The sequence below is a fragment of the Flavobacterium sufflavum genome (genome assembly GCF_004016525.1).
GTDB classification, from domain to species: Bacteria; Bacteroidota; Bacteroidia; order Flavobacteriales; family Flavobacteriaceae; genus Flavobacterium; species Flavobacterium sufflavum.
On the sequence record NZ_SACJ01000004.1, the window covers coordinates 216611 to 240975 of the forward strand.

Annotated in this window: 26 protein-coding genes; 15 read left to right on the plus strand and 11 right to left on the minus strand. The window is 33.7% G+C overall.

The annotated features are described in order from the left end of the window. Positions 1-5: 5 nt before the first annotated feature. The 13 genes from EOD40_RS08960 (at position 6) to EOD40_RS09020 (ending at position 11134) form a co-directional block, all read left to right on the plus strand. On the plus strand, positions 6-1037 hold the full coding sequence (locus EOD40_RS08960; RefSeq protein WP_128194742.1) for an iron ABC transporter permease: 1032 nt from the start codon (positions 6-8) through the stop codon (positions 1035-1037). Between the two features lie 351 nt (positions 1038-1388). Continuing rightward, entirely contained in the window at positions 1389-2777 is a 1389-nt protein-coding gene (gene lpdA, locus EOD40_RS08965) for a dihydrolipoyl dehydrogenase (protein ID WP_128194744.1), read from the plus strand. A 380-nt stretch (positions 2778-3157) separates the two neighbouring features. Beyond that, entirely contained in the window at positions 3158-3418 is a 261-nt protein-coding gene (locus EOD40_RS08970) for a hypothetical protein (RefSeq protein ID WP_128194746.1), read from the plus strand. 633 nt (positions 3419-4051) lie between these two features. Further along, positions 4052-4432 carry a cupin domain-containing protein gene (locus tag EOD40_RS08975; RefSeq protein WP_128194748.1) on the plus strand — a complete coding sequence of 127 codons (381 nt, stop codon included), beginning with the start codon at positions 4052-4054 and terminating at the stop codon, positions 4430-4432. 372 nt (positions 4433-4804) lie between these two features. Further along, on the plus strand, positions 4805-5065 hold the full coding sequence (locus tag EOD40_RS08980) for a hypothetical protein (protein WP_128194750.1): 261 nt from the start codon (positions 4805-4807) through the stop codon (positions 5063-5065). A 100-nt stretch (positions 5066-5165) separates the two neighbouring features. Beyond that, complete coding sequence (locus tag EOD40_RS08985; protein ID WP_128194752.1) at positions 5166-6005, plus strand: hypothetical protein; 840 nt, start codon at positions 5166-5168, stop codon at positions 6003-6005. A 9-nt stretch (positions 6006-6014) separates the two neighbouring features. Beyond that, complete coding sequence (locus EOD40_RS08990) at positions 6015-6860, plus strand: hypothetical protein (RefSeq protein ID WP_128194754.1); 846 nt, start codon at positions 6015-6017, stop codon at positions 6858-6860. 165 nt (positions 6861-7025) lie between these two features. Then, positions 7026-7745, plus strand: a complete 720-nt coding sequence (locus tag EOD40_RS08995; protein ID WP_128194756.1) for a hypothetical protein — start codon at positions 7026-7028, stop codon at positions 7743-7745. Positions 7746-8001: 256 nt separating this feature from the next. Continuing rightward, positions 8002-8598, plus strand: a complete 597-nt coding sequence (locus tag EOD40_RS09000) for a dihydrofolate reductase family protein (RefSeq protein ID WP_128194758.1) — start codon at positions 8002-8004, stop codon at positions 8596-8598. Positions 8599-8774: 176 nt separating this feature from the next. Continuing rightward, positions 8775-9173: a (R)-mandelonitrile lyase gene (locus EOD40_RS09005; protein ID WP_128194760.1), complete on the plus strand. Its 399-nt coding sequence runs from the start codon at positions 8775-8777 to the stop codon at positions 9171-9173. 197 nt (positions 9174-9370) lie between these two features. After that, positions 9371-9943, plus strand: coding sequence for a nucleotidyltransferase family protein (locus tag EOD40_RS09010; protein WP_196781426.1), 573 nt, complete (start codon positions 9371-9373; stop codon positions 9941-9943). Beyond that, on the plus strand, positions 9943-10257 hold the full coding sequence (locus EOD40_RS09015) for a hypothetical protein (protein WP_128194762.1): 315 nt from the start codon (positions 9943-9945) through the stop codon (positions 10255-10257). The genes EOD40_RS09010 and EOD40_RS09015 overlap by 1 nt, the downstream gene beginning before the upstream one ends. 571 nt (positions 10258-10828) lie before the next feature. After that, positions 10829-11134 (plus strand): YciI family protein, encoded by a 306-nt coding sequence (locus EOD40_RS09020; protein WP_128194764.1) that lies wholly within the window; start codon positions 10829-10831, stop codon positions 11132-11134. 98 nt (positions 11135-11232) lie between these two features. Here EOD40_RS09020 and uxuA read toward each other — a convergent pair whose 3' ends face one another. The 3 genes from uxuA to EOD40_RS09035 form a co-directional block, all read right to left on the minus strand. Further along, entirely contained in the window at positions 11233-12408 is a 1176-nt protein-coding gene (gene uxuA / locus EOD40_RS09025; protein ID WP_231129605.1) for a mannonate dehydratase, read from the minus strand. Positions 12409-12419: 11 nt separating this feature from the next. Beyond that, positions 12420-13157: an SDR family NAD(P)-dependent oxidoreductase gene (locus EOD40_RS09030; protein WP_128194766.1), complete on the minus strand. Its 738-nt coding sequence runs from the start codon at positions 13155-13157 to the stop codon at positions 12420-12422. A 145-nt stretch (positions 13158-13302) separates the two neighbouring features. Then, positions 13303-13773, minus strand: a complete 471-nt coding sequence (locus tag EOD40_RS09035; protein ID WP_128194768.1) for an OsmC family protein — start codon at positions 13771-13773, stop codon at positions 13303-13305. Between the two features lie 165 nt (positions 13774-13938). Here EOD40_RS09035 and EOD40_RS09040 point away from each other — a divergent pair, with 165 nt between their 5' ends. Together EOD40_RS09040 and msrB are read left to right on the plus strand one after the other, a co-directional pair. After that, positions 13939-14406 carry an META domain-containing protein gene (locus EOD40_RS09040; protein ID WP_128194770.1) on the plus strand — a complete coding sequence of 156 codons (468 nt, stop codon included), beginning with the start codon at positions 13939-13941 and terminating at the stop codon, positions 14404-14406. 6 nt (positions 14407-14412) lie between these two features. Beyond that, positions 14413-14859 carry a peptide-methionine (R)-S-oxide reductase MsrB gene (msrB, locus tag EOD40_RS09045; RefSeq protein WP_128194772.1) on the plus strand — a complete coding sequence of 149 codons (447 nt, stop codon included), beginning with the start codon at positions 14413-14415 and terminating at the stop codon, positions 14857-14859. Positions 14860-15054: 195 nt separating this feature from the next. On the opposite strand, the gene EOD40_RS09050 is transcribed toward msrB, so the two are convergent. From EOD40_RS09050 to rhaT, 8 genes are all read right to left on the minus strand, one after another. Beyond that, positions 15055-15642, minus strand: a complete 588-nt coding sequence (locus tag EOD40_RS09050; protein ID WP_128194774.1) for a LutC/YkgG family protein — start codon at positions 15640-15642, stop codon at positions 15055-15057. Next, the gene (locus tag EOD40_RS09055) at positions 15642-17033 is read right to left on the minus strand and encodes a lactate utilization protein B (protein ID WP_128194775.1); all 1392 of its coding nucleotides are present in this window, start codon (positions 17031-17033) and stop codon (positions 15642-15644) included. The genes EOD40_RS09050 and EOD40_RS09055 overlap by 1 nt, the downstream gene beginning before the upstream one ends. Then, a complete protein-coding gene (locus tag EOD40_RS09060) occupies positions 17030-17764 on the minus strand; it encodes a (Fe-S)-binding protein (RefSeq protein WP_128194777.1) in 735 nt (244 codons plus the stop codon). The genes EOD40_RS09055 and EOD40_RS09060 overlap by 4 nt, the downstream gene beginning before the upstream one ends. Positions 17765-17848: 84 nt before the next feature. Next, on the minus strand, positions 17849-19201 hold the full coding sequence (locus tag EOD40_RS09065) for an FGGY-family carbohydrate kinase (RefSeq protein WP_128194779.1): 1353 nt from the start codon (positions 19199-19201) through the stop codon (positions 17849-17851). Between the two features lie 13 nt (positions 19202-19214). Continuing rightward, positions 19215-20489: a TIM barrel protein gene (locus tag EOD40_RS09070; RefSeq protein ID WP_128194781.1), complete on the minus strand. Its 1275-nt coding sequence runs from the start codon at positions 20487-20489 to the stop codon at positions 19215-19217. A 15-nt stretch (positions 20490-20504) separates the two neighbouring features. Continuing rightward, on the minus strand, positions 20505-20819 hold the full coding sequence (rhaM, locus tag EOD40_RS09075; protein ID WP_071185369.1) for an L-rhamnose mutarotase: 315 nt from the start codon (positions 20817-20819) through the stop codon (positions 20505-20507). A 176-nt stretch (positions 20820-20995) separates the two neighbouring features. Then, positions 20996-23131: a bifunctional aldolase/short-chain dehydrogenase gene (locus tag EOD40_RS09080; protein WP_128194783.1), complete on the minus strand. Its 2136-nt coding sequence runs from the start codon at positions 23129-23131 to the stop codon at positions 20996-20998. A gap of 31 nt (positions 23132-23162) precedes the next feature. Beyond that, complete coding sequence (gene rhaT, locus EOD40_RS09085) at positions 23163-24236, minus strand: L-rhamnose/proton symporter RhaT (RefSeq protein ID WP_128194785.1); 1074 nt, start codon at positions 24234-24236, stop codon at positions 23163-23165. Positions 24237-24365 lie beyond the last annotated feature (129 nt).

The following is a 24365-nucleotide window of genomic DNA, read 5'->3' on the forward strand; positions in this document are numbered from 1 at the left end:
CCCAATTGAAAAACCAAAAACGAAATACAATTCTATTTTCCTACCTTGTTATAGGACTGCTTTTTTTGTTTTTTACAAACATCAGTTTAGGTTCGATAACTATTCCTTTTAAAGAAATTTATCAAAGTCTAAGTGGCGGGCAAGCCAGCAAGTCAACTTGGGAATACATTATTATCAATTATCGGTTACCTAAAGCAATTACGGTAGTTTTAGTTGGAATCGGACTTTCGATTAGTGGTTTATTGATGCAAACCTTATTCAGGAATCCATTGGCCGGACCTTATGTTTTGGGACTGAGTTCAGGAGCGAGTTTAGGAGTGGCTTTTGTGATTTTAGGTGCGGGTTTACTTCCTCCTTTTTTACAGGAAATAGTACTTTCGTCTTACGGAATCGTCTTAGCCTCAACCATAGGAAGTTCTTGTGTATTAGTAGCCGTTTTATTGGTTTCCATACGCTTACGGGATACCATGACCATCCTGATTGTGGGACTAATGTTTGGCAGCTTAAGCTCTGCAATTGTAGGAACATTGAGTTTCTTTAGCACTGCTGAGCAATTGCAAAAATTCACTTTTTGGTCTTTAGGGAATTTAGGAAATCTTTCCTGGACTTCGATTATTATTTTAGCTGTTTGTGTGCTAACGGGATTACTATTGAGTGTAGCCTGTATTAAACCTTTGAATGCACTACTACTTGGAGAAAACTACGCCCGAAGCCTCGGTTTGAATTACAAAAAAGCAAGATTGATTATTTTGTTTGCCACCAGTATTTTAGCGGGAAGCATCACTGCTTTTGCAGGTCCTATTGCCTTTATTGGCCTGGCAGTTCCTCATATTGCTAAATTGGTTTTCCAAACCAGCAATCATACTATTTTATTTTGGAGTACCCTGCTTTTTGGAGCCATTATCATGCTGATTTGCGATACCATTTCGCAAGTTCCCGGTGGCGAAATTACTTTGCCTATCAATGCGGTAACGTCTATTTTTGGTGCACCAATAGTGATTTGGTTATTACTAAGAAAACAGAAAATGGTGGGGTAGATACAAATTTTGACCGCAAATTCGCAAATTATTGATTTATAAAATGATTTTAAATTTGCGATTAAAAAAAGCTTAACGAGTCTTTGTGTTTTCTTTGTAAGTCTTTGCGGTTAAAAAACAGTATTAACGGATTCCTAAAATTATATAAGAAACAGAAGGTATTTTGTTAGATTTCGAAAAATCATCCTTTATAAACAGCATTCTGTTAAAACTTTGTGCTTTTGCGACTTTTAAAAACAGAATAAATCATTAAATTCGCAGTCTCAATTAATATTAGAATTTAGATATAAAATGAAAGGCGCATTATTAGCAAATTTTATTTTTACAACTTAAAAAATAAATCAGAAAAAAATGAAATACGACGTTATTGTTTTAGGAAGTGGTCCTGGCGGGTATGTAACTGCCATTAGAGCATCACAATTAGGCTTTAAAGTAGCCGTAGTTGAAAAAGAAAACTTAGGCGGGGTTTGTTTGAACTGGGGTTGTATCCCAACAAAAGCCTTACTTAAATCGGCTCAGGTTTTTGATTATCTAAAACACGCTTCCGATTACGGATTGACGGTTTCTGAATTTGACAAAGATTTCCCTGCAGTAATTCAACGTAGCCGTAATGTTGCAGATGGAATGAGCAAAGGAATTACTTTCCTAATGAAGAAAAACAAAATCGACGTTATTAATGGTTTTGGAAAATTAAAACCAGGTAAAAAATTAGACGTTACTGATAAAGACGGAAAAGTTACTGAATACAGTGCTGATCATATCATTATTGCTACCGGTGCTCGTTCTCGTGAGTTGCCTAACTTACCACAAGATGGTATAAAAGTAATTGGTTACCGTCAGGCAATGACTTTGCCAACACAACCTAAAAAGATGATTATCGTAGGTTCTGGAGCTATCGGAGTTGAGTTTGCTCACTTCTACAACTCAATGGGAACTGAAGTTACTATTGTAGAATTCATGCCTAATGTAGTACCTGTTGAAGACGAAGATATCTCAAAAGAATTTGAAAAATCTTTGAAAAAATCCGGAATTACAGTTATGACTAACTCTTCTGTTGAGAAAATTGACACTACTGGAAAAGGAGTTAAAGCATTCGTTAAAACAGCTAAAGGAGAAGAAATTTTAGAAGCTGATATTTTACTTTCTGCTGTTGGTATCAAAACTAATATCGAAAACATCGGATTAGAAGAAGTAGGTATTGCTACTGACAGAGATAAAATCTTAGTAAACGCTTACAATGCTACTAATATTCCAGGTTACTACGCTATTGGTGACGTAACTCCGGGACAGGCTTTAGCTCACGTAGCTTCAGCTGAAGGAATCAACTGTGTGGAGAAAATTGCAGGTATGCACGTAGAACCTATCGATTACGGAAACGTACCGGGTTGTACTTATGCTACTCCTGAAATTGCTTCTGTAGGTTTAACTGAAAAAGCAGCTAAAGAAAAAGGATACGATTTGAAAATTGGAAAATTCCCATTCGTAGCATCTGGAAAAGCAAAAGCATCTGGAAATGCTGACGGATTTGTAAAAGTAATCTTTGATGCTAAATACGGCGAATGGTTAGGATGCCACATGATTGGTGCCGGTGTTACTGATATGATTGCTGAGGCAGTTGTAGCCCGTAAACTGGAAACTACAGGACACGAAATCCTAAAATCAATCCACCCTCACCCTACAATGAGTGAGGCGGTTATGGAAGCGGTTGCCGCTGCTTATGGTGAGGTAATTCACATATAGGTTTCAGTCCCGATAGCTATCAGGATAGAATAAAGATTTCAGATTATATACAAAATCCGTCTCGAGCTATCGGGACGGATTTTTTGCATCAAAAACACAAATACAAAACTAAAAACCAAACAATTAACTGCATTTTTTCGTAACTTAGTATACCCAAAAATCACTGGTAACAGCTATTAACTGAAAAAGGGTTTTGCCATTTAGGCACATTGGTTATATAAACAAATTATTGTAGCTCATTCTATTCAAAAGAGCATCTTTAAACTTCTATAATATACTGTATTATTCAAAACGGATACAAGAAATACAGTATTCAAAATTTAGTAACAAAAATTATTTATACAATGAAAAATGTAATGATTTTATTCAATTTTCCTGGCATGACATCAAAAGAATACGACCGCGTATGGGACGATTTACGTGCTACAGGTCATTCTAACCCTTATGGGTTGTTATACCATATTGGCGCTCCAACTTCAGATGGCTGGATGGTAGTCGATGAATGGGAATCCGAAGAAGATTTCAAAAATTTTGGCGAAATACTTATGCCAATACTTGAAAAAAACAACATACCTAAAAAAGCACCTACAGTAATGCCGGTACATTATGTATATAGCCACATATTAGCAGAACATCATTAATTTAATTCTGTTCTGGTTAAAACCAAACACTAGCGAATGGAAGCCAGAAACAAAAAATCCCACGATTATAAAACCAATTAAAAAGCAAAACCCTTTCTTAAATTAAACAACTATTTTCTCCCAAATAAAAATTGTGACTAAAAGATGATGTGTCCACTTATAGATTTTAGTCCCGATAGCTATCGGGATAGAATAAAGATTTCAGATTATATACAAAATCCAATTGTTGTAAAAGCAATCGGATTTTTTTATGCTTATTATTTTGATTCCAAAAGATAAAACACACACCAAAAAACACTCAAAACCAAAACCTTAAACATAAAAAACAAGAGCTTACTTATATTTTCAAGCCGAATATTTCGTAAATTTAGATTTACAAAAAGGAACAGCGCCGTGTACTTCAAAATTCCTACGGAATCTTTAGTACACAAAGTTTTGAGATATAAACAAACCCCAAAACACTTTATATTTCATAAAACGGACAGAGAGAACAATCCATACCAAAGATTTTTCTTTATGCCTAACCGTATCAATTACACACAACAACCATCTACTACTCTAAAAAATGAGCCCAACCAAGAGCTTTAGGAGTAGCGCAATTTAAATTAGTCTAAAATTTAAAATTCAAACAAGATGAAAACAATTAAAATGATAGTAATGGCTTTACTCTTTGGAGTATTCACTTTTCAGAGTGTCAGTTTGTATGCGCAAGACCCAATGAAAGCGGCCCACAACGTCTATAAAAAAGTGTTATTAGAAAATGACAAGGTAAGAGTGATGGAAGTAGTTTTTGCTCCGGGTGCAACCGCAGCCATGCACAGCCATCCTAACCACACTGTTTATGTTGTGGCAGGAGGAAAAATTGAGATTACCGAAAAAGGCAAAAAAGCCATGGCTATGGACATCAAAGCCGGAACTGCCATCTATATGCCTGCGGTAACCCACATGGCTAAAAATACCGGTATGACAACCCTAAAATTGATTGTAACAGAAATGAAACCGGCAAAAAAGTAAACTCGTATTTTCTGGATAAAACCATTCCTTTTTGACAGCGATACATCATTACAGAAAATACTCTAAAATCCGATTGACAAACAACTCGGATTTTTTTATGCGTACAAGTGTATCATTTTTTTTTAAAATTGATATTGATTTTTGACATACTATTAAAACCCTAAATCATTTGTAAGAAAAAATAAATATATTTGGAATATAATAAAGTATGACTACTGCGTTACCTATCTATCCGAAAATTGGATGACTCTTTATGATTCTGTAATAAAAATATACAAGTTGTGTGCAACCAATTCCAAAAATGACACAAAAGAATAACGGAAAACAGTAAAAATATTTTAAAACTTTAGCAAAAACTAATAAATTAAGACTATGGACTACGGATACAAATTTGAAAAATTAATGAATAGTTATATTGGAACGCCAGACTATGTAACTTATGCAACTTATTGGACTATTAATAATTGTAGAAAAGCATTACTTTATACTGCTTGCCTAAAAGAATATGACAAGAATAGTAGAGGAGTAATTGGAGAAAAATTAATGTATTTTATGGAAAATATATTCAATATTGAAGACGTTAAAAAAGAATTAAGCATCGAATGTCTTAATTATTTGAGTGAACTAAAATAAAATGTTGCGGAAAAAATGTAACAATAGAGAAAACAAATATGTTACTGGTTTTTCTATGATGACTTTACTAATATTTAACTAAGAAATAGAAAAACAAACAATGAAACAAATAACCAAAAGAAAAGTAGCGAGAGAAATAATTATTCTATTTATCTGTTCAGTTCTTATAGGACTTAGTTGGGTAATACTTTGGTCTATAAATGAATTCCGTATTAGTAAGGCGGAAAAATTAGAAAAGAAAACATCAATTCTTTCACATGATATTGATTCCATTCAAACAAGATATTCAAAATCAATATCCTTCGAAGAAATGCTCGACAGGAAAAATGTACCGACTGAATATTTTGATAAAGGGAGACCGCCTATCATTATACCACCTGATTTTTTTTTTGATGAAATAATGTTTGACGAATTTTCAGTTCAACAAACCAGCTTTTTCACTAAAAGACGACTTTTTTTACTCCTACAAAAACTCAAACCACCTTTTGACATTGATTCAATAAACCAATTTGCCAAGTTTGATGGATTTAAAATAAGTCCCTTTAGTAAATTACAGGAGCCTGTTCCATTTGACACTTTGCAAAGTATCTCTAAAAAATTTGAAACTAACTTTCCAGAAAAGAAGAACCTAAAACGTTACTATGACTTTCTGAAAACTAAAAATTGCATCATTGTAGGCTTTAAAGAATTTTGCTTTACAATGCAAGGGCTTCCATTACCACCAACCACAAGTACATCGACTGCCTATAAAAAATACAGGAAGGAGTTTGATGAAGCAAACAAAGACATAAATGAAACTAAGCAAAAAATAAATTCTAAAGATAATATCATAGATCTAATAAAATGGATAGCTATTATCGTTTTTACCCTTGTATATCCAATTCGATTCATTTATAAATTATTAAAATGGTCATTTTTAACAATCCAAACTAAAGTCTAAAGCCAAAGTATGAAAGATGCTATTAACTCAAACGAAGATATTGAATTCATAAAAAAACTTTACTTAAAAGAATTAAGTTTTGATTTAGAAAATTCTAAAAATAAAGGACACGCATTTTATGACAATTATCAAATATTATTAAAATTACAACCAAAATCTGAAAAATATAACTACATATTATATCATTCCTTATTTGATTCATTAGAATATTTATCAACAATTAAAAATTCTTCACAAGATGAATGGAAAATATGGAGAAGAAGATTAGTAAATAACAAAGAAAATGTTGGTATATTCGGAGACATTTTTGAACTCTATATGAACTGGACTTTAGTTCAAAAAAAGATAACATATAAAAAAAGTGAAAGACCCGACTTTTCTATAAACTACAATAATAAAGAAATTTATATCGAGTGTACAAGTGCGCAATTTAATTTTGATAAAGTTCCAACAAAAAATCAAATATTAAAAAAATTGAAAAGCGTGATAAGAGGAAAGATGATAAAAGAATATATGAATTCATCTACTGCCTTATTTATAGATATTACCAATTTAAATTACCATTCAAAAAATATAAACTTGACTCTTGAAAATGAATTAATTTTTCAAACATTAATAGAATTAGATGAGGAATTAAAAAAGAAACAAATTAATCCAAATAAATCGTTCGGATTAATTTGTTTTTTATATTTTGACTATTCAATAGACGATAATAATGAAACTCATTATACTTGTAATACTTTACCACATTTTAAAAGACAAGAAGCAGATGAAAATTTAATAGATTTTATGGAAAAAAATCTAATTCCGAAATTTAATAAAATAATATCTCATAATCCTAAATTCAATCATTAAAAACAAAAAAACGGCTTATAACACACGTTTTAATCGATTTGCGGATTTAGTAGAATTACCGTTTTTTAACATAATTCCATTAAACCAAAATACTCTATTATTCCCCCCAGCCACTCAAAACATCAGAACGTTATAACCCGCGCAACAAATATAAATCATCATCAAATGAATGACTATCCAAAACTTTTAATTAATAGAAAAGAAGCTATTCGACTATTCAAAGATAGAATATATAAGGCAATGGATATATTAAATAGTACTAGTAACTCAACGAATGATTCATTTGAAAAATTAAAAGATGGATTAGAAGATTGGGATAATTATAATGTTTTACTTTTAAAAAAAGTTTTTTCTGACAAAACAATCAGTGAACAATATCAACGTCAAAGAAAAACTTTGGGTCCAGCAAGAGAATATTGGCTAGATGAAGTAAAAGAATATAGAGCAGATTTAAAAAACAAAATAAAAAATTTTGAAAAAATGATTGAAATGGTTGAACTATTTGATGAAGATGATAAAATAATTGAAGAAAATAAAAAAGTAGTTGAAAAGAACCAAACAAAAAATGTAAATGAGACCAAATCGATTGGACTTTCAGCAGAAATATTTTGGACAATTTTATCTATTTCTGTAGGTGGAGCATTTGCATTAGGAGTATATTTTGGGCAAGCAAAATTTGATAAAGAAAAAAGTGATTACTATGAACAAGTCAAAATTTTAAAAGTTGACAAAACAAATTTGCAAAAGTCTATTGTTGCTAAAAATTCTACTATTCGACAAAAAGAATTTCAAATTTCTGTAAAGAAAGATAGTATTCATTCTCTTGAGGAAAACTTAAATAATCTATATCTGCTATTAGCTAAATATTCAAGAGATAAAAATTAATGACGTTTATACAGCAGTCAAGCATAATTGCTGGTTTTTCATAACTGCACCTTTTCATCTCGAAAAATTATATCTTAGCGAAAAAAACGCTTGTTCGTTTAGCCGCAGCGGAAACATAGCCGCGAAACATTAGCAATAAATAACAAAACGAATTTCGTCAATACAATTCTACCTCTATTGTTATTGTATTAATAAACGCCGACTAACTTTCGGTTCTCATCTCATCCTAATTTGATAAACAAAATCCCCTAAAGCTATGAGAAAAATAATTATTTTATCATTTATTACCCTAGATGGAGTAATGCAGGCACCCGGCGGACCTGAGGAAGATAAATCAGGTGGTTTCAAATACGGTGGTTGGCTGGCTCCTTATGGTGACGAAGTTTTTGCCAAGGTTCTGGAAAAACAAATGCAAGCTGCAGATCTTCTTTTAGGTCGAAAAACATTTGAGATTTTTGCTTCCTACTGGCCAGAACATGAAAAAGGATGGCCTGGTATTAATGAGGTCACCAAATACGTCTTGTCCAAGACCGTAAAAAAATCAAACTGGAAAAACTCTGTTTTTCTCAAAAACTTGGAAGACATCAAAAAACTAAAAGCCACAGAAGGTTCTGATATTAAAGTTTGGGGCAGCGCCAATCTCGTCCAGACACTACTAGAAAATGATTTAGTGGACGAACTCTGGCTCAAAATTTTTCCGTTGACACTTGGTAAAGGAAAAAAGTTGTTTGACTTTGGCACGATAGCCGCAGCATTTACATTAATAGAGAGCACTGTTACACCAAGCGGAATCATTATTGCCAATTACAAGCGGGCTGGTAAAGTCGAAACAGGAACTATTGGAGCTGAATAAATTATAGCCCAATATTTTTAATAAAATATAAAGCCAAATTAATTGACATTATCACAACCGATGCGCTTATTATGGAAACTCTTGCTATCGTTAAAGAATTAAAACTAAATGATTACTGGGTGGATGCCGGGACTTATAAACATCCTATATTTTAAAACAAATAAACACTAATCTTTATGAACACAACTGATATATTCCCAAAAGGGCAACAATTACCAAATGACTGGTTTGTTGGAAATGCATTTTTAACTCCATTAGTTACAAAAGATAAGAACAACGAATTTTCTGCAGGCTGTGTTACTTTTGAACCGGGAGCAAGAACAAATTGGCACACACATCCAAAAGGTCAGGTTCTGATAGTTATTGAAGGAAGTGGATTTTACCAAGAAAAAGATTCACCGGCAAAACCAATAAATAAAGGTGATGTTATAAATATTCCTGAAAACATCGAACATTGGCACGGAGCTTCAGCAACAAGCAAAATGATACATATAGCTATCACAAATTTTAAAGATGATATATCAGTAACGTGGTTAAATCCGGTAACAGAAGAAGAATATAAAAGTGTTCAATAAGTTAAAACAATCGCTAACAAAAGAAACTTTTATTCAAAGATTTAAAAACTACTAATTTTCAAAACAGCCATAAATTACAACCTCGTTTAAGATGATTTAAGCGGGGTTTATTTTTGTATTAACAACTAAATCAAACTAAAAATTATAAGCTAAATCGGCTATATTTACAGTTGAACTAATCAAAAAAAAACTGAACAGTGGATTTACTTTCTACGAAATATAAAACCGAATTAATTAACATCATTGAAAAAGATGCATTCATTATGGAAACTCTTGCTATCGCTAAAGGGTTAAAGCTAAATGATTGCTGGGTAGGCGCCGGATTGATTCGAAATGCGGTTTGGGATAGCTTACACCAGATAAAAACAACAAAACGCAATGATATCGATGTTGTCTTTTTTGATGCGACTACTCTTTCGGAAGCTCTGGAAAAAGAAATAGAAGCCAAACTGATCCAAATCAATCCCAACGTGAAATGGTCGGTTAAAAATCAGGCAAGAATGCATTTACGCAACAATCATAAGCAATACAGCAACACCGAAAACGCCATTTCTTATTGGCCTGAAACGGCTACAGCCATTGCAGCAAGATTAAATCCAAATGAAGAAATCGAAATTTTGGCACCACATGGTTTGAATGATTTATTTAATTTAGTGGTTGCCCCTACTCCTAATTTTGATTGGAATATGTTTCAGGAAAGAATTGAGGAAAAACAATGGAAGAAACAATGGAAGAATTTAAAAGTAATTCAAACTAAAGAAAAAAAATAATGATATCCGTAATTGTCACCTACCAAATCAAAAAAGAATTTATTGAGCAAAACAAAGCCAATATTGAGACATTCATAAAGGATTTTGAAAAACTAGATTCTTCTCTATTCGAATACAAAGTATTCACCAAACAAGATGGATTAACATTTGTCCACCATTCTTTATATAAAAATGAAGATATTCAAAAACAGTTGTTGAACGTTCCTTCTTTTCTGGAATTTCAAAAACAAAGGGACGAAATTGGACTGGATGGAAAAGCTCAAATCGAAATCCTCAATCTATTTGCATCTTCGGACAAAAAATGGAAAAAATAAAAACTGAGGTTATTTTTGTATTAAAGTTTTGGCATAGCCAAACAGAAAACTTAAAAGATTTTAAACGAACTCACATTGCCAATCATTATAATAAACTTTTGGGTGAAATTAGTTTTTGATGATAATTTCTCGTCCGTTCGAGTGATCCCGTTTTTGGACGGGATTGTATCGAGAACAAGAAAAATTTCAATAAAACGGTTCTCGTCCCGAAGTGTCGGGACAGAACAAAGAACACTACCAATGACTTTTTTATTAAATGTGAAATTACGGTTTACTAATTTTCTTTTTTGCTTGATCAAAAAAGAAACAAAAAAATCAAGTCTTACGCTTCCTCCTCGGTCAAATTAGTTTTCGAATACTAAAAGAAAAGAAACTCGCTACGCTCAAACAGCTTTTCTTTTTACGTATTCTTCAAACATTTGACACTCGACTGCGGAAGCTAAGGACACAATCGGATGTAACACAAACGTCATTTCATATTACTTTTTTTAGGCTAAAAATTATACCTCGAACAGACTTTTTTAATAATTTCACCCAACGGATTATAATAGTATTTAAATAGAACAAAAAAATGGAAAAACAATTTTATGCAGTTTATCTGAACCCCTCAAGACCTGACTTTGCAATGACAATGACTGAGGAAGAAAGAGCAATCATGACAGAACATGTAGCCTACTGGACAGAAATTCTAAAACAAGGAAAAGTTTATGCTTTTGGGCCTGTTATGGATCCTAAACAAATTTACGGACTTGGAATCGTAGCTGTCGATAATGAACAGGAACTAAAAGACATCATTGCAAACGACCCTGCCGGAAAAATAAATAAATATGAATATTTCCCAATGAAAGCGGTTGTTCCCAATATCTCAATCAGTTAAAAAGAATAAAAAAATCGGGATAGAATATATTTCTGTCCCGATTTAATAATTTTTATGTCGCTGTGAGAATCTTTTTAAGATGCCTCATAAAGCAAAAATTAGTTATGGCTTAACGTGTATTGTATTCCCATTTCTAACCCTCTCAATTCAGCTAATCCTTTTAATCTTCCTATCAAAGAATAGCCCGGATATTTATCTTTTCCATCTTCCACCGAATGTAAAAATCCATGGTCAGGTCGCATTGGTAAACTCACTTTTTTATTATTCATAAGAACAATCAATTTCTCCATAACTGCTTCCATCGGGTTATCGCCATTAAGATGCTCTGATTCCCTAAAGATATTTTCATCTTCCCTGATAACATTTCGAAGATGCAAAAAATGGATTCTATCGCCAAAATCATCAATTATTTTAAGCAAATCATTGTTAGGATCAGCCCCCAGAGAACCTGTGCAGTAACATAAACCGTTGGCATTTAAAGGAACGGCTTCAAATATTTTTTTGATATCGGCTTCGGTACAAACAATACGGGGCAATCCCATAACCGAAAAAGGAGGATCATCAGGATGGATGGCTAATTTCAACCCTAATTCTTCTGCTACAGGGGCAACTTCAGACAGGAAATAAATAAGATTCTCTCTTAATTTAGTATCATCAATATCCTTGTAGTTATCCAATAAAGAAAGAATTTGTTCCGCTGTAAAATTGATTTTACTTCCCGGCAATCCTAAAAGGACATTTTTAAACAATAACTCTTTTTCTTCGGTAGAAAGTGATGCGCCAAAAGCAAGAGCCTGCTCTTTTTGCTCGTTAGTATATTCATTTTCGGCATTAGGTCTTTTTAATAAATGAATATCAAAATAAACAAATGCAATATGGTTGTACAATAATGCTTTGCTGCCATCTGCGTTACTATAATCATGGTCTGTTCTAACCCAGTCCAGAATAGGCATGAAATTATAGGTTATAACTTCAATTCCGCACTGGGCAAGGTTTCTCAGACTAATTTTATAATTTTCAATATATTTTTTGAAATCGCCACAAGCTCTTTTAATTTCTTCATGAACAGGTAAACTTTCTACCACCGTCCACTCCATTCCGGCTGCTTTAATCAGGTTTTGTCTTTCCTGAATGGCTTCAACAGTCCAAATTTCTCCCACAGGAATTTGGTGCAAAGCAGTAACAATTCCGGTTGCACCGGCCTGTTTAATATCTATTAAATTTACTGCGTCCTGAGGTCCAAACCAACGCATGTTATGTTGCATTTTTATCATTGGAAAAAAAATTAAAATCCGATACTATTTCCACCATCTACCGGTAAAACTGTTCCCGTTACATATTTTGATTCGGCCGTAGCATAAAAGTAAGCTGCATCAGCTATATCATCCGGTTCACCTAAATACCCCATAGGTGTTCTTCCTAAAACCTTATTTTTTCTTTCAGGATCAGTATCTAATGCCTTAGCTGACATTTTAGTTTTGATAAATCCCGGAGCAATACAGTTTACACGAATTCCAAAAGTTGCCAATTCAACAGCCATCGCACGAGTCATAGCTTCGATGGCACCTTTACTTGCGCTATAAGCAATTACTTTTGGGATTCCGTATTGAGAAGCCATAGAACTGATATTGACAATGCTTCCGTTTTTATGTTCTTTCATGTTTTTGACAACCTCTCTGCTCACAGCAAAAACACTTAAAAGATTAGTATGAATGACCGATAGAAAATCCTCATCAGTAACATCAGTAAATTCTTTTTTAAGATTAATCCCTGCATTATTAACTAAAATATCGATTGGTGTATCTTTAGCAATTTCGGCAATCATAGCCGGAATTCCATCTAAATTACCCAAATCAAAAATTACGGGAATGGCATTACTGCCTATTTCAGCACAAGCTTCTTCGGTTTTATCTTTAGATCTACCTATTATATAAGTTTTAACACCGTTGTTGCATAATTTTTTTGCCGTTGCAAAACCTAATCCTGAATTTCCTCCAGTAACAATTGCTGTTTTAGCATTCATAATATTATTTTGTTTAAAAATGATTGGTTTAAAAATCAAAAATAGTTATTTCATAAACTAATTTTATTTAAGGCGTAAATATATCATTATATAATTCGAACTCTATCCTGTGGTGTTATGGAAAACCCTTAATAATGTTCACTTTCTATTCAACTTCACAACTTGGAAAATGCAAAATCAGGAAGTTACATGAATTGGCAATAAAACAAAGTTCGTTTGCTTTTTCATGTAAACTTAAAGCTTCGTCTATTTTTTCTTTTTCTTTAATGATAACTTGGGGTTTTAATCTTATTTCTATGAAACGTCCAGAACCATTTTCAGAAACTTCAAGCGTTGCCTCAGCGTCATCTTGATAAGAAACTACCGTTATACCGTTTTGTGAACACACATACAAATACGACATCATGTGACAGGAAATCACACTGCTCAGCAACAAATCTTCCGGATTATACAAAACAGGATCTCCTTTGAATGCTTTGGCAGCCGAAACATCTAATATTGCTTTTCCTTCAATGGCTATTTGGTGTGTTTTACTGTATCTTTTTGAATCAGAAATCGTTTCTTTTGGAACTGATGTCCAATTTAATTTAGCTTTAAACAAATGCTTGAATCCCATATTTATTTTTTTAGAAGAACCAAATATAGCCAAATAATAGCAGCACTTTTAATTCGAAAAATTAGGATATTATAAACAATGATTGAGTAAATGCTTTTTATCTTTGTATAAACAGTAATGACTATAAAAGAATCCCAAATTTAATCTCCGCTTAAAAATTCAAAAATGAAACACTACTTAACCACAATTAGTTTATTTTCTTTATTACTATTATTTACTTCTTGCTGTACCAGCAAAAAATCGATTTCAGAAAACACTGTTTCTCCAAAAGAATCTACTGAAATAATAGAAAAATACTGGAAACTAATTGAAATCAAAGGTCAAAAAGTAACTGCCGACGATTTTGCTTCCAAAGAACCTCACTTAATCTTAAAATCAACCGATAATAGAGTTTCTGGAAATGGTGGCTGCAATTCTTTTTTTGGAACTTATGAACTTCAGACTGATGTTAACCGAATTTCTTTTTCGAAAATAGGTTCTACAAAAATGGCTTGTATGAAAGCTACCGTTGAAAACGACTTTTTAAACGTATTGGAAACTGTAGATAATTACACGGTTAAAAACGATACCTTACAATTGAACAAAGCCCGAATGGCTCCATTGGCCAAATTTGTAGCTGTATATCTTAAATAAAAAACTATGTTAAACTGGAACGACCTTATAAAATTTGTCGCACATGGCAATCCTACTCCGCCAAAAAGAGTAGAGAAAACAGAACAAGAATGGAAATCAGAATTGAGCGATGAAGAATATTATGTGACGCGTCAAAAAGGAACCGAAAGAGCGCATAGTTCTGAAATGTGCAATCTTTTCGAAGCGGGAAAATATGCCTGTAAATGTTGCAAAACACCTCTTTTTGATTCTACAACTAAATTTCAAAGTGGAACAGGCTGGCCATCCTTTACAGAGCCCATAGCTATTGAAAATGTAGCTTATAACAAAGATGTGAGTTACGGAATGATTCGTATAGAATGTGTATGTAATATTTGCGATGCGCATTTAGGTCATGTCTTTCCTGATGGACCGGAACCAAGTGGTTTACGCTATTGCATCAACGCTGTTTCTTTAGAAAAAATAAAAGAATAGTGAAAATTATTACACAAAGATTCGCAGAGCTTTTTTTTTTAAAAGATTTAAAAAATTCTCTTTTCTCTCTCTTTTGTAAATATTTCTTTGAGTTCCTTTGCGGTTCACTTTGCGAATCTTTGCGTTATAACTAAAACAAAAAAATCGCTTCTATAAACACGAAGCGATTTTTTTATATGAATCAAAGAGAATAAACTATTCCATCAAAAAAACGGTCAATCCCCTTGCTCCATGAGCTCCAAGAACTAATGATTGCTCAATATCGGCAGTTTTAGAAGGTCCGGCTATAAAAGTACCAAAACCATAATCTAAATCTCCAATACGCTCATAAGCCTGATGCATCGTAGCCAAAATATCTTTTTTATTGACAATGATAGATAAATATTGAGGAATAAAAGGAGAAACTCTTTGCCCTAAAATAGCATCGGTTACCCAAAGCCCTGAATTTTCAGCAACACCAAAATGAGCCTTTACAATAGCTAATTCTACATTTTGTAAACTATGTGGATCATCATTTGTCCATTCGGTTTCAGCAATATCAGCAAATTCCTGAATGGTAGTAATCTTTCTTTTATCTGCTGGGTAATGCGTAGCAATGTAGGCTTTGACTTCGTCTAAACTACTCACTTCTTCACAAAATCCACCAATACCTTTTAGTACTGTTTTATAGGTTTCAATTACATCAATTTTGTCTAATCCTAAAAAACTAAGACTAGGTAATTCGTTCACTGATGTAGGCTGATTGTTTTTGATTTTACTTAAAATACTATCTCTGCTGCTCATTATTTCTTGTCTTTAGATTCTTTTGCTTTTTTAGCATACCACTCTCTAAATGATTCTTCTGGCGGTGCTGGCATTTCTCTTTGCTTGTACCAGGCATTAAGATTGTTGTTTACCATAAAAGGCAAATTCTTCATTACAAATCGACCTGCTTTTCCTGCAATTTTAAATACTGTTGGATTTGCTAAAACAGCCGACATTCCTTTCATGGCCATTGTTTTAGAAGATGGTGTATAACCTTCCTTAACTAAAACCTGACGCCATTTATACAACTGATCGTGAATATCAATTTTTACCGGACAAACATTAGTACAAGAACCACATAAGGTACTTGCGAAAGGCAAATCGGCATTCTTTTTCATGTCTAAGTTTGGAGCCAAAATAGAACCAATAGGACCTGCAACCGCATTGTGGTAACTGTGCCCTCCACTTCTTCTGTAAACCGGACAAGTATTCATACAAGCCCCACAACGGATACATTTTAGAGAGTTTCTAAACTCTTCACGTCCTAATTGCGTACTTCTGCCATTATCAACAATCACAATGTGCATTTCCTGACCTACTCTTGGTTTTTTAAAATGACTTGAAAAGGTTGTAATTGGCTGACCTGTTGCACTTCGGGCCAAAAGTCTTAAAAATACACCAAGGTGTTTGCGCTCTGGAATTAATTTTTCAAATCCCATACAGGCAATGTGAACATCTGCAAGATGCGCACCCATATCGGCATTACCTTCATTGGTACACACCACAAATTCACCTGTTTCGGCAACTGCAAAGTTCACTCCTGTAAGTGCTACTTTTCTAGTTAAGAAAGTATCTCTTAATTCTTTTCGAGCGGCTTCGGTTAAATATTGTGGATCGTTATTTCCTTTTTCTGTTCCAAGATGCTCATTAAAAGTATCACTTACATCTTCTTTTTTAAGGTGAATAGCAGGCAATACGATATGACTTGGTGGTTCTTTTCTTAATTGAACAATAAATTCCCCTAAATCGGAATCAATTACTTCAACTCCATTATCTGCTAAATATTCATTCAAATGACATTCTTCTGTAAGCATTGATTTTGATTTTACCATTTGGGTAACTCCATGCTTAGCAATAATCGAATGCACTATTTTATTGTGTTCTGCTCCATCAGCAGCCCAATGCACAATAATTCCGTTTTCTTTGGCTTTAGCTTCAAACTCCTGCAAATAGTGATGCATGTTTGAAAGCACATTGTTTTTAATATTTGAGGCTGTCTCACGAAGCGTTTCCCATTCCGGGATAGCATGAGCTGATTTATCTCTTTTTGAACGAACAAACCAAAGCGTATCATCATGCCAGTTTACACGTTCCACATCTTTATTAAAAATAGCCGCTGCGTGACTGTGATCTATTGTATTTTCTTTCATATTGAGTTTAAAATTTCTGCAATGTGAATTACTTTAATATTGCTTTTTTGTCTTTTTAGAATTCCTTCTAAGTGCATTAAGCACGACATATCTCCACCAGTAATGTAATCTACTTGGTGATCTTTGTGATCTTCTATACGGTCTAATCCCATTTTTACAGAAACGGCTTCTTCAGTAACGCAAAAAGTACCTCCAAAACCACAACATTCGTCTTTTCTGCTTAAGGATACTAAGTCTAAACCTTTAATTTTACTCAGTAATTGTTCCGGTTTAGAAAAAGGAGCCGCATTTAACTCTGTCATTTGAGACAATTTCAATCCGCGTTGACCGTGACAACTTTGGTGCATTCCTACTCGATAAGGAAAATTTCCTTCGATAGATTCTACCTTCAATACATCGGTTAGAAATTCTGTAAGTTCGTACACATTATTTCTAATATGTGTAGCAGCAGCTTCATTCTCCTTAGAATGAAGGTGATCCTTCACATGTAGCGTACAACTTCCTGATGGGCAAACGATGTAATCAAATTCAGAAAAATTATTCACAAAATTAGTATCACATCCGCCTGTTAAATGAGAATAACCGCTATTAGCCATAGGCTGACCACAGCAGGTTTGATCCATTGGAAAACTCACTTCGCATCCAAATTTTTGTAATAATTCCAAGCTTGCAATACCTATCTGTGGATAAAACTGATCCACATAGCAAGGTATAAAAAGTCCAACTTTCATAGGTTGTTATTTATATTTATGTCAAAAAAAAAATGCCTATCAATATTCGTTTTAAGATTGAATTATGATAGGCAAATTTAGATATTAATGTTTGTAAAATTTTAAATCAATTAAATCATTTTGAATTGGTTTTGTATTCCAATTTTTATGAATAGCTAAGGCAGCTCCTAACGAACTTGCTTGTGCCATTGACGCTGCGTACACTTCCATTTCGGGGAAAGCTTCCGCTAACAAGTTCATATAAATCGAATTTTTACTGAAACCTCCATCAACAAAAACTTTCTTTACCGGACTATTATGAATTACTAATTTAGTCGAAACAATTTGTTGAGCAATTAAATCCAACATTAACTGGTGATACCCTTCATCGTAATTTTCAAAATCAGATAAGGCTCTCTCATTGAAAGGACAATCTTTTAGAATATCACTATCTCCCTTAGTATATTGTTTGAATTTAGCTCTTAACTTAGTAATGATGTCTTTATCATAAAGAACGTGTTTGTAAGAATCAATTGGAGCATTAAAATGCTTTGCCAATTTTACCGATTGAATTTCATGCTCATTTCCTGCAAACAAACGGGAAGCCTTAACCGGTTTTCCTTTATAATGTAGAAAACACAAGCAATCGTTTTGCAATTCGTCAAAGGTAAGCTTTTTAGAATTAAATGGATTCATTGTAATTACCCAGGTTCCTGTTGACAACAATACAAACGGATCTTCAAAATTAATAATATAAGGAATCAAAGCCGAAGAACTATCGTGCAACCCAATCCCTACTGCTATATCATTCTCTACGGTAATAGCATCTTCAGAATCGTGAATTGGAGGCAATTTTTCAGTTATCCCTTCCTTTTTAATCCATTTGTGGTATTTCATTCTATTGAAATTCCAAAGATTGGTATGACAACCAATGCTGGTGATATCAGTAAATCCTTCTTTGGTCAAAAGAAAACTCATGTATTGAGGCAAATGCAAACAGTGTTTTACCTTGTTGAAAACCTCTGGGTTCTCTTCTTTCAAACGGTAAATTTGCATTCCGGAATTTAAACTTCCTAAAACCGGAGAAGCAGTTTTCACTGTGAAAACTTCTTCTCCTTTGTATTTAGAATAAAACTCATTTTTAAGGTTTTCAGGATATGGTCTAAGATAATTGTACAATGGCGTTAAAGGATTTCCTTTTTCGTCAACATATACAAAACTAGCACCATAAGTACTAAAATTAACTGCTTTTAAGTTGAATTGAGTTTGAGATTTCATCTCTTCCCAACATCCCAAAAACCAGTCTTTTAGCGCTACAATATCTTCGCATGGAAATCCATCTTCATCAACTGTTTCAGGAAGATTTACTGAATTTTCCCAAACAATTTGATAGCTTTCATTAAATAGAAAGGCTTTTTTATTTGTTTTTCCAATATCGAAAATGGCTACTGCATTCATTTAATGTTGTTTTTTATAATCCTGTTGCTACAGTTTTCAATCCTCTTTCTCCAATTAAAGCATCACGTACAGCTAACTGACGGTATAATCCAACCGGATTAAGCGCAGCACCAGAACGCAAACGAGCTTCAGCTACTAATGCACGAACATCAGTACGGAAAGCATTTTGTAAAATTTCCTGAGCTTTAACAACATCATTTTCATTTTGAGCAATTTCTAACGCTTTTCTGTCAACAGAAAGTGCCTGAGCATAAGCAATCATGATAGCTTCAACAGATTGTAATAAATCTTCCATTGGATCTTTTACGTTATGAGAAGCATCGATCATCCAACCTAAGTCAGTTGCGTGGTTCATTCCTCTTGCATCCATTCCTTCTACTAATTCGTTGAAGATTAAGAATAATTGGTAAGGTTTTAATGCACCGGCAGTTAAATCGTCATCTCCGTATTTAGAATCATTGAAGTGGAAACCTCCTAATTTATCTTCCATTAATAATATAGAAACAATTTGCTCAATATTAGCATTTGGAAGGTGGTGACCTAAATCAACTAAAGTTTTAGCTTTATCTCCTAATTTTTTTACATAAGAATAAGATTGTCCCCAATCAGCAACTGTAGTAGAATAGAAATTAGGCTCAGCACATTTGTATTCTAAGAATAATTTCCAGTCAGCAGGCAATGCAGCATAAATTTCTTCTAAACTTTCTAATGTATTTTGATAAGCTTTACGGAAATTTAATTGTCCAGGAAAACAAGAACCATCAGCTAACCAAACAGTTAATGATTTAGAACCTAACTCAACACCTTGTTGAATTACGTCGATATTGTGTTGAACAGCTTGTTTACGGATTGCTTTGTTTACATTTTGCAATGAACCAAATTTATAAGAGTACTCGCTGTTAGCCTGGTCTTGAAATGTGTTAGAGTTAACTGCATCAAATTTCAAATCATGTTGTGCTGCTAAAGCTTTAATAGATCTATAATCAGATACAGTATCCCATGGAATATGTAAAGAAATTGCTCCAGAAGCTTTGTTCAAAGCGTGTAACAAACCTACATCTTCGATTTTTTCTTCTATTGAACGAGGCTCTCCACCACCTGGAAAACGTCCAAAACGAGTTCCTCCTGTACCTAAAGCCCAAGAAGGGATAGCGATTTGGAAATCGACTAATTTTTTAATGATAGCTTCAGATTCAGCTATTTCAGAAGCTGTGAAAACTAATTTATTTTTATGTGCTGTATAAAGCCCATCATTATGAGCAGCAATTTTATTAGAATCTAATATCATGATAATTATAAATTTTTAAGGTAAATAAAAAACTTCTTTGAGTGAAACACTCACTGGCGAATTGTCCGGATTTGCATCCATAATGTCTCCCATATATTTCCACCATTTTTGCATAACCGGGTGTTTAGGAAGTTCGTCTAAACGACTTGGATCTTCGATTTTTAAAACACCAAAAAGGGCATGTGTATCTTCATCAAAAAAAATAGAGTAATCTTCGACTCCTACACTTTTTAACAAATCGGCTAATTCAGGCCACAATTCATCATGCCTTTTTTGGTACTCTTGAACCTGACCTTGATGCAACTGCATTTTAAATGCTACTTTTTTCATAATTTATGGGGATTATAAGCGGTAGACACAAAACAATTTCGAAACCCTAAATTGTTATGAATATTTTTTTTTTAAAAGGGGAAAAAATTAAAAATGCAGTTATCAGATTAAGAAAAATCTAACGCCCGAAAAGAATCGGACGTTAGATAAATCAATCTAAAAACTAACATCTAAAATTATCTATAGAATCCCATAGCAACACCACCATCAACATTTAATGCATTTCCTGTTGATTTGCCTAACAAACCTCCAACAAAAGCATAACAAGCGTTAGCGATATCGTCTGGTAATATAATTTCGTTTAATAAAGTACGCTTAGCGTAGTAAGCAGGCAATTCAGCTACAGTAATACCGTAAGCTTTAGCACGTCCTTCAGCCCATCCACCTGACCAAATGTTTGAATCAGAGATTACAGCATCAGGGTTAACTGTGTTCACACGGATTTTATCAGCTCCTAATTCAGCAGCCATCAAACGAGTCAAGTGAGCCTGAGCCGCTTTAGCTGAACCGTATCCAGGGTTGTTTGGTCCTGCAACAACTGCATTTTTAGATACGATATTAACGATATCTCCACCAAAACCTTGTTTACGCATTACTTCGATTCCTGCTTTAGAAACAATGAATTGTCCTTTTACCAAGATATCGTATAATCTATCCCACTCTTCTAATGAATGCTCTGCGATAGATTTAGAAATACTGATTCCTGCATTATTTACAATAATATCAGCTCCACCAAATGCTAAACAAGCAGCATCTAAAGCTTTAGCTGTACTATCAGCATCAGTAACATTTAATAAAGTACTAGAAACAGCATCTTTACCAAAAGTTTTAACGAAATCAGCTGTAGCTCCTTGTAAACGCTCTTCGTTGATGTCATTGATAACTACACAAGCACCTTCTTCAGCAAATTTCTTAGCGATAGCCTTACCAATACCTCCTGCAGAACCGGTAATTAAAGCGATTCTTCCAGATAAAGCTTTTGGTTTTGGCATACGTTGTAATTTAGCTTCTTCTAACAACCAGTACTCGATGTCAAAAGCTTCCTGACGTGGCAATGAAGTATATTCAGAAACTGCTTCAGCACCTTTCATTACGTTTACTGCATTGATATAATATTCAGATGCCAAACGAGCCATTGTTTTATCTTTTGCAAAAGTAAACATACCTACACCTGGATATAAAATTACAACCGGATTTGGATCACGCATTGCTGGTGAGTTAGATTTTTTGCAAGTGTTATAGTACTCAGAGTACATTTGACGGTAAGCTTCAAAAGATGGAGCTAATTTAGCTTTGATAGCATCAACATCAGATAAATCTTCGTTTGGAGCCAATTCAATCACTAAAGGACTGATTTTAGTTCTCAAGAAGTGATCCGGACAAGAAGTTCCAAGAGGAGCTAATTTTTCTAAATCATTAGAATTGATGAATTCCAATACTCTTGCATCATCAGTATAGTGACCAATCATTTTACGCTCTGAAGAACAGAAACCTCTCAAGATTGGAGCTACTTTAGCAGCCTGTACTTTACGAGCTTCTTCAGAAAGGCTTTCAATTTTTTGACCTCCAAAAACCGGACGAGTTTTTCCGTAGTTAGACTCTAAAAACTCAGCACATTTCTCGATTACTTCAAGAGTGTTTACATAACTTTCGTAAGCAGTATCTCCCCAGGTAAATAAACCGTGAGATCCTAACATTACTCCTTTTAATTTTTTCCCTTTAGCAGCAGCTTCTTCAAGGCAAGCACGCATTTGCAAACCTAAATCGAAACCTGGACGTTGCCATCCAACCCATCCAATCTCTCCGTTGAATAATTCTTCAGTGATTTTTGCACCGTCTTTTGCAGCAGCAATAGCAATAGCAGCATCCGGGTGTAAGTGATCGATGTGAGCAAATGGTAAGAATCCGTGTAATGGAGTATCAATAGAAGGCGCTTTTGAAGCTAAATCAAAAATACAGTGGTTGAATAATTCCACCATTTCGTCTTCATGCTCGATTCCTCTATATACGTTTTCTAAGTTGCGAAGTCTTTCTAAGTAAAGAGCAGCACAACCTGATTTTGTTAATGTTCCAATATCTCCACCAGAACCTTTAATCCACATTACCTCAGAATCAGCTCCAGTTAATGGATCTTTATCAGTAATTTTCACAGAAGTATTTCCACCTCCATAGTTCGTTAATCTTAAATCTGCGCCTAATAAATTAGAGCGATAGATAAAAAGTGCCACTTCATCTCCTGCTAATTCAGCAGCTTTTGCATCATCCCAAAGGTAACTTACGTGCTTAAAAGTCATTGTATTTGTATTTGACATTGTTATATTAATTTTAAATTGTTATTCTATTTTATTCCATTGAATTTCCAAAACCTACCAAAACGATTGACAAAAACATTAAAGAGATACCGAAAAAGAATATCTTATAGGTCTTGTCAGACACCCCTTTCCATTCTTTCAAGTAAAATCCCCAAAAATTAGCTGTCAAAATAATTGTAGACATATGTAAAATCCATGAGCTCGCTCCATTTCCTAATTTACTTTCCCCCATCCCGTAGAAAAAGAATTGTAGAAACCACATTGTTCCAGCAATACCAGAAAACAAAACATTTCTAGATATTGGAGTATTTTTATTGGTATAATCCCCAAAAGTTTTATTTTTAAAGTTAAGATACATACACCAAAGGAAATTGGTTGTCAAACCTCCCCAAAGCAATACTACATAAGTAACGTTGTTTTGAAACAAGAATTCTCCCTGCCCCGGATTTAATACTTTCCAAGCCTCATTAGCTGTATCAGCCATTGGTTTTCCCGCTTCAATACCAAAGTTAAAGAAAGAGCTTAAAACTCCGGAAATAACCGCAATAATAATACCTTTTACCAAGTTAAAATCTTTATCCTTGTCCTCATGACCTACCGAAAAATCCTTCTCTTTAAGTGTACCTGCTTTACCTAATAATACGATTCCTAATATACACACTAACACTCCCAACAAAACCAATTGTCCCCCTGAACTGTTTAACATATCTGTAAAAGATACTTTTCCGTCTACAGGATTAAAAGTATAATAAATAGGTGGTACCAAAGCTCCAAAAGCAGAACAGAAACCTAATGTAATAGAATTACCTAATGACATTCCTAAATAACGAACACCAAGACCATAAGTTAATCCTCCAATACCCCAAATCAATCCCATTGAATAAGTAACCGTTTTAATTGATGGCGCAGCTGCAGCAATAATCTCAGTAAAATTTGGAATTGTTAAATAAGCCGCTAAAGGCGGTACAATCAACCATGAGAAAAAACCTCCTACGATCCAATAGCTTTCCCAAGCCCAACCTTTAACCTTTTTAAAAGGCATGTAAAAACTACCTGAAGAGAAACCTCCAATTGAGTGAAAAAGAAGACCGAGAATTGATTCCATAAAATAAATTTGAGTTAAAGGTTAATTAATAGATGATGTAAAATAATAGAATATCTGAAACATAACTGTCCTGCACAGTCATGATATCATTGGATTTTATGCAATTATTCCAGAATAAATATGTTTTTT

What these genes read in the sequence shown, in the direction of transcription:
- uxuA (WP_231129605.1), bottom strand. Translation starts at nt 12,408, where the DNA reads ATGATAAAAATGCAACATAACATGCGTTGGTTTGGACCTCAGGACGCA.
- EOD40_RS09065 (WP_128194779.1), bottom strand. Translation starts at nt 19,201, where the DNA reads ATGAATGCAGTAGCCATTTTCGATATTGGAAAAACAAATAAAAAAGCC.
- EOD40_RS09080 (WP_128194783.1), bottom strand. Translation starts at nt 23,131, where the DNA reads ATGTCAAATACAAATACAATGACTTTTAAGCACGTAAGTTACCTTTGG.
- EOD40_RS09030 (WP_128194766.1), bottom strand. Translation starts at nt 13,157, where the DNA reads ATGAATGCTAAAACAGCAATTGTTACTGGAGGAAATTCAGGATTAGGT.
- msrB (WP_128194772.1), top strand. Translation starts at nt 14,413, where the DNA reads ATGTTAAACTGGAACGACCTTATAAAATTTGTCGCACATGGCAATCCT.
- EOD40_RS09050 (WP_128194774.1), bottom strand. Translation starts at nt 15,642, where the DNA reads ATGAGCAGCAGAGATAGTATTTTAAGTAAAATCAAAAACAATCAGCCT.
- EOD40_RS08995 (WP_128194756.1), top strand. Translation starts at nt 7,026, where the DNA reads ATGAATGACTATCCAAAACTTTTAATTAATAGAAAAGAAGCTATTCGA.
- EOD40_RS09035 (WP_128194768.1), bottom strand. Translation starts at nt 13,773, where the DNA reads ATGGGATTCAAGCATTTGTTTAAAGCTAAATTAAATTGGACATCAGTT.
- EOD40_RS09060 (WP_128194777.1), bottom strand. Translation starts at nt 17,764, where the DNA reads ATGAAAGTTGGACTTTTTATACCTTGCTATGTGGATCAGTTTTATCCA.
- EOD40_RS08990 (WP_128194754.1), top strand. Translation starts at nt 6,015, where the DNA reads ATGAAAGATGCTATTAACTCAAACGAAGATATTGAATTCATAAAAAAA.
- EOD40_RS08985 (WP_128194752.1), top strand. Translation starts at nt 5,166, where the DNA reads ATGAAACAAATAACCAAAAGAAAAGTAGCGAGAGAAATAATTATTCTA.
- EOD40_RS09055 (WP_128194775.1), bottom strand. Translation starts at nt 17,033, where the DNA reads ATGAAAGAAAATACAATAGATCACAGTCACGCAGCGGCTATTTTTAAT.
- EOD40_RS08970 (WP_128194746.1), top strand. Translation starts at nt 3,158, where the DNA reads ATGACATCAAAAGAATACGACCGCGTATGGGACGATTTACGTGCTACA.
- rhaT (WP_128194785.1), bottom strand. Translation starts at nt 24,236, where the DNA reads ATGGAATCAATTCTCGGTCTTCTTTTTCACTCAATTGGAGGTTTCTCT.
- EOD40_RS09040 (WP_128194770.1), top strand. Translation starts at nt 13,939, where the DNA reads ATGAAACACTACTTAACCACAATTAGTTTATTTTCTTTATTACTATTA.
- EOD40_RS09070 (WP_128194781.1), bottom strand. Translation starts at nt 20,489, where the DNA reads ATGATATTAGATTCTAATAAAATTGCTGCTCATAATGATGGGCTTTAT.
- lpdA (WP_128194744.1), top strand. Translation starts at nt 1,389, where the DNA reads ATGAAATACGACGTTATTGTTTTAGGAAGTGGTCCTGGCGGGTATGTA.
- EOD40_RS09005 (WP_128194760.1), top strand. Translation starts at nt 8,775, where the DNA reads ATGAACACAACTGATATATTCCCAAAAGGGCAACAATTACCAAATGAC.
- EOD40_RS09020 (WP_128194764.1), top strand. Translation starts at nt 10,829, where the DNA reads ATGGAAAAACAATTTTATGCAGTTTATCTGAACCCCTCAAGACCTGAC.
- rhaM (WP_071185369.1), bottom strand. Translation starts at nt 20,819, where the DNA reads ATGAAAAAAGTAGCATTTAAAATGCAGTTGCATCAAGGTCAGGTTCAA.
- EOD40_RS09000 (WP_128194758.1), top strand. Translation starts at nt 8,002, where the DNA reads ATGAGAAAAATAATTATTTTATCATTTATTACCCTAGATGGAGTAATG.
- EOD40_RS08980 (WP_128194750.1), top strand. Translation starts at nt 4,805, where the DNA reads ATGGACTACGGATACAAATTTGAAAAATTAATGAATAGTTATATTGGA.
- EOD40_RS08975 (WP_128194748.1), top strand. Translation starts at nt 4,052, where the DNA reads ATGAAAACAATTAAAATGATAGTAATGGCTTTACTCTTTGGAGTATTC.
- EOD40_RS09015 (WP_128194762.1), top strand. Translation starts at nt 9,943, where the DNA reads ATGATATCCGTAATTGTCACCTACCAAATCAAAAAAGAATTTATTGAG.